The organism is Cereibacter changlensis JA139, from assembly GCF_003034985.1.
GTDB lineage: Bacteria > Pseudomonadota > Alphaproteobacteria > Rhodobacterales > Rhodobacteraceae > Cereibacter > Cereibacter changlensis.
Window position 1 is genome coordinate 1 of the sequence record NZ_PZKG01000297.1, and the last position, 1,931, is coordinate 1,931.

Below are 1,931 nucleotides of genomic sequence, written 5' to 3' on the forward strand. Positions count from 1 at the left end.
CGTGCTTTCCTCCCAGACCACCAGCGCCGTCGGGGGCGACGCCAGCCGGTCTGGCCGGCGGCGGCGAGCGCGGCCTCCGCCACGGCCCTTGCCGTAGGGCGGGTCGAGGAAGACCACGTCGAAGGGCGCGGCGGGTTTGGGACCGGGGGCGGTGGCGTCGCGGCGCAGGATCGCGGTGGCCGGGCCCATGCGCAGGATCTCGATGTTGCGGCGCAGGAGCGCCAAGGCCGCGGCGCCGGTCTCGACGAAGCTGGCGTGGGCCGCGCCGCGCGACAGGGCCTCGAGCCCCAGCGCGCCGGTGCCGGCGAAGAGGTCGAGCACGTGGGCGTCCTGCAGCGGCGCGCCGTAGCCGCCGTTGATCAGCAGGTTGAAGATCGCCTCGCGCACCCGGTCGGAGGTGGGGCGCAGATGCGCCTTGGCGTCGCCCTCGCCCACCGGCGCCAGATGGGTTCCGCGCCGCGCCCCGCCGATGATCCTCATGTCAGCAGGGTCTTCAGCGGCGTGGCGGGATCGGCGACCCGGGCCGGATCGGGGCTGCGACCGCTCTCCAGCAGGCGCTTGCCGACCATATAGGCGCGGGGGTCGTTCATCGCGTCGACCGCCAGCAGCGTCTCGCCGTGATAATACCAGAAGGAGACCGCCTCGCCCTCCGGCCCGCGGGTGACGATGCGGTCGTAGCCGGTGCTGAGCCCGGCGATCTGCAGCTTGGTGTCATACTGGTCGGACCAGAACCACGGCATCGGGTGATAGTCCTTGCCGGCGCCCAGCATGTTCTCGGCCACCAGCTCGGCCTGATCGATGGCGTTCTGCACCGATTCCAGTCGCAGCCGCCCGCCTTGCCACGGAAAGGAGGCGCAATCGCCCGCCGCCCAGATCGCGGGGTCGGAGGTGCGGCCATGGGCGTCGGTGGCGATGCCGTTGTCGAGCGTCAGGCCCGCCAGTTCGGCCAGCGCGGTGGCGGGGGCGACGCCGACGCCGGTGATGACGAAATCGGCCGGCAGTTCGCGGCCGTCGGCGAGGCGGACGCCGCAGACGCGGGTTTCCCCCAGCAGCCGGTCGAGGCCGATGCCCTCGAGGATCTGCACCCCGTGCCGGGCATGCAGCGCGCGGATGTGGTCCGAGGTCTCGGGCGCGGCAACGCGTTGCAGGATGCGCGGCGCCGCCTCCAGCAGCGTCACCTCGAGACCCAGCTTGGCGGCGACGGCGGCCGCCTCCAGCCCGATATAGCCGCCGCCGACGATGACGAGGCGGCGACCGGGGCGGAACTCGGGCCGCATCGCGTCGACATCGGCGAGGCTGCGCACGGTGTAGACCCCGGGCAGGTCGCCGCCCAGCGAGGCGGGCAGCCGGCGGGGGATCGAGCCGGTGGTGAGCGCCAGCTGGTCGTAGCGCAGCGTCCCGTCGCCCAGCGTGACGGTCTTTGCGGCGGCGTCGATGCCGGTCACCGGGGCGCCGAGGCGCAGGGTGATGGCGTTGTCGGCGTAGAACTCGGCGTTGCGCAGCATCAGCCGGTCCTCGTCCATCTGGCCCAGCAGATAGGCCTTGGACAGCGGCGGCCGCTGGTAGGGCAGCACCGGCTCGGCCCCGATCAGGGTGATCGCGCCGGCATGGCCGGCGGCGCGCAGTTTCGAGACGAGGGCGGCCCCGGCCTGACCGGCTCCGATCACCACGATATCCGACATGAACCCTCCTTCGGCAGCCCGGCTGCGGCAAATTCGCTGGTCCGGGGTCGGGGCGGAGCCTATATCTCGCGCCATTGGAAACGCAACGCGCGAGGGAAGATCTGATGCGGATTTCTGTAGGAGACCGCCTGCCGGCGGCGACGCTGGTGAAACTGGGCGAGACCGGGCCGGAGCAGGTCGATCTGGCCGGGCTGACCGCGGGGCGCAACGTGGTGATCTTCGCCGTGCCGGGGGCCTTCACCCCGACCT

At 72.4% G+C, this 1,931-nt stretch carries 3 protein-coding genes; 1 reads left to right on the forward strand and 2 read right to left on the reverse strand.

Translation table 11 applies throughout. From position 1 onward, the window contains the following. Both C5F48_RS23400 and C5F48_RS23405 read right to left on the reverse strand, forming a co-directional pair. Nucleotides 1-480: RsmD family RNA methyltransferase (locus C5F48_RS23400; protein WP_107666080.1), on the reverse strand; the 480-nt coding region annotated here is incomplete at its 3' end. Beyond that, nucleotides 477-1,682, reverse strand: a complete 1,206-nt coding sequence (locus tag C5F48_RS23405) for an NAD(P)/FAD-dependent oxidoreductase (RefSeq protein ID WP_107666081.1) — start codon at nucleotides 1,680-1,682, stop codon at nucleotides 477-479. The genes C5F48_RS23400 and C5F48_RS23405, both read right to left, overlap by 4 nt. Nucleotides 1,683-1,786: 104 nt before the next feature. On the opposite strand from C5F48_RS23405, the gene C5F48_RS23410 reads away from it, so the two are divergent. Next, nucleotides 1,787-1,931: redoxin family protein (locus tag C5F48_RS23410; RefSeq protein ID WP_181247766.1), on the forward strand; the 145-nt coding region annotated here is incomplete at its 3' end.

Coding starts and splice junctions, on each gene's coding strand:
- C5F48_RS23405 (WP_107666081.1), bottom strand. CDS start 1,682: ATGTCGGATATCGTGGTGATCGGAGCCGGTCAGGCCGGGGCCGCCCTC.